The following is a 2724-nucleotide window of genomic DNA, read 5'->3' on the forward strand; positions in this document are numbered from 1 at the left end:
AAAAAGGCCGCGACCCTTTCAGGTGCGGCCTGGTTTTTTAATTTGGTTGCGGGGGTAGGATTTGAACCTACGACCTTCAGGTTATGAGCCTGACGAGCTACCGGGCTGCTCCACCCCGCGCCGGTTTTGTCCTGGGAGCATACAGAGAGAGATATTGATCTTTTCTAGGTTTGGCGGCGACCTACTCTCCCACGTCTTAAGACGCAGTACCATTGGCGCGACGGCACTTAACGGCCGGGTTCGGAATGGATCCGGGTGTTTTGCTCGTGCTATGACCACCAAACCGAGGAAAGATCAATCGGGGATTTTTCAATCCCCGAGTTCAATCAACGCTCTTTCGAGCCGCTGTCGAAGTGTACACTTGGTGTGTATGCCTTGTTTTGTCTCTGTATCAGACTGTCTTTACCGTTTGGTATTGACCTTGCTGTTACTGGATCAAATCAAGCCTATCGGACCATTAGTACCAGTCAGCTGAACACATTGCTGTGCTTACACCTCTGGCCTATCGACGTGGTGGTCTTCCACGGTCCTCAGGGATACCTTGTTTTGAGGGGGGCTTCCCGCTTAGATGCCTTCAGCGGTTATCCTGTCCGATCATAGCTACCCTGCACTGCTGCTGGCGCAACAACAGGTCCACCAGTGGATCGTTCACCCCGGTCCTCTCGTACTAGGGGCAACTCCTCTCAAGTATCCTACACCCACGGCAGATAGGGACCGAACTGTCTCACGACGTTCTAAACCCAGCTCACGTACCTCTTTAAATGGCGAACAGCCATACCCTTGGGACCTGCTCCAGCCCCAGGATGAGATGAGCCGACATCGAGGTGCCAAACACTGCCGTCGATATGGACTCTTGGGCAGTATCAGCCTGTTATCCCCGGCGTACCTTTTATCCGTTGAGCGATGGCCCTCCCACTTGGGACCACCGGATCACTATGGCCGTCTTTCGACTCTGCTCGACTTGTCAGTCTTGCAGTCAGGCTGGCTTCTGCCATTGCACTCAACGAGCGATTTCCGACCGCTCTGAGCCAACCTTCGCGCGCCTCCGTTACGCTTTAGGAGGCGACCGCCCCAGTCAAACTACCCACCACGCAGGGTCCCGGACCCGGATAACGGGCCGCGGTTAGACATCAAGCAGAACAAGGGTGGTATCTCAAGGATGGCTCCCCAGGAACTGGCGTCCCTGGTTCGAAGCCTACCACCTATCCTGCACATGTTGTGCCTGATGCCAGTGCGAAGCTGTAGTGAAGGTGCACGGGGTCTTTCCGTCTAACCGCGGGAAGCCTGCATCTTGACAGGCAATTCAATTTCGCTGAGTCGATGTTGGAGACAGCGGGGAAGTCGTTACGCCATTCGTGCAGGTCGGAACTTACCCGACAAGGAATTTCGCTACCTTAGGACCGTTATAGTTACGGCCGCCGTTTACCTGGGCTTCAATTCAGAGCTTGCACCCCTCCTTTTAACCTTCAGGCACCGGGCAGGCGTCAGACCCTATACGTCGTCTTGCGACTTCGCAGAGCCCTGTGTTTTTAATAAACAGTCGCCACCCCCTGGTTTGTGCCCCCGGTGATCAGACACCGGGCCTCCTTCTCGCGAACTTACGGAGGTATTTTGCCGAGTTCCTTCAACATCGTTCTCTCAAGCGCCTTGGTATTCTCTACCAGTCCACCTGTGTCGGTTTAGGGTACGGTCTCATGGAGGGCTATTTCCAGGGACTGTCTTGGATACGCGCCAATCCGATAAGGCACGCACGCCGCCACAATCCGTCACATCCTCCTGGCCCAGGAATATTAACCTGGTTCCCATCGACTACGCCTTTCGGCCTCGCCTTAGGGGCCGGCTTACCCTGCTCAGATTAGCTTTAAGCAGGAACCCTTGGACTTTCGGCGAGAGTGTCTCTCACACTCTTTGTCGCTACTCATGTCATCATTCTCACTAGTGATCTCTCCACCGGATCGCTCACGCGCCGGCTTCACAGAATAGACTTTATCTTGTGCTACCGCCTATCGGCAGCTGGAGCACGTTTGACCGCGCCCTGTCACCGACATGCGATAGTAAAGATAAGTCCAATATCACACTACGCTCCGCTACCATGCCTTACGGCATCCTAAGCTTCGGCTCATGGCTTGAGCCCCGTTACATCTTCGCCGCAGGACAACTTGATTAGACCAGTGAGCTGTTACGCTATCTTTAAAGGATGGCTGCTTCTAAGCCAACCTCCTGGTTGTTTTGGTCGTCCCACCTGCTTTCCCACTTAGCCATGAATTGGGGGCCTTAGCTGTAGGTCAGGGTTGTTTCCCTCTCCACTACGGACGTTAGCATCCGCAGTGTGTCTGCCATCTAGTACTCCCGGGTATTCGGAGTTTGGTTAGGATCAGTAAGCCTGTGGGGCCCCATTACCCATCCAGTGCTCTACCCCCCGGGGTATTCGGATGACGCTCTACCTAAATAGATTTCGCGGAGAACCAGCTATCTCCGAGTTTGATTGGCCTTTCACCCCTAGGCACAACTCATCCCGACCTTTTTCAACAGGTGTGGGTTCGGACCTCCAGTAAGTGTTACCTTACCTTCATCCTGGTCATGCCTAGATCACTCGGTTTCGGGTCTGATCCATCTAACTCGACGCCCTATTAAGACTCGCTTTCGCTGCGCCTACACCTATCGGCTTAAGCTTGCTAGATAGACCAAGTCGATGACCCATTATACAAAAGGTACGCCGTCACT

The 2724-nt window shown here is 54.0% G+C and carries 1 tRNA gene and 2 rRNA genes; all 3 read right to left on the reverse strand.

What is annotated here, in order from left to right:
• Positions 1 to 43 precede the first annotated feature (43 nt).
• Positions 44 to 120 (reverse strand) — tRNA-Met (locus tag KJP30_RS24770).
• A 48-nt stretch (positions 121 to 168) separates the two neighbouring features.
• Positions 169 to 283 (reverse strand): 5S ribosomal RNA (gene rrf / locus KJP30_RS24775).
• Between the two features lie 153 nt (positions 284 to 436).
• Positions 437 to 2724, reverse strand: a 23S ribosomal RNA gene (locus KJP30_RS24780); the annotation flags it as partial.

This window comes from Antarctobacter sediminis (assembly GCF_019218285.1).
In the GTDB taxonomy this organism is placed as follows: Bacteria; Pseudomonadota; Alphaproteobacteria; order Rhodobacterales; family Rhodobacteraceae; genus Antarctobacter; species Antarctobacter sediminis.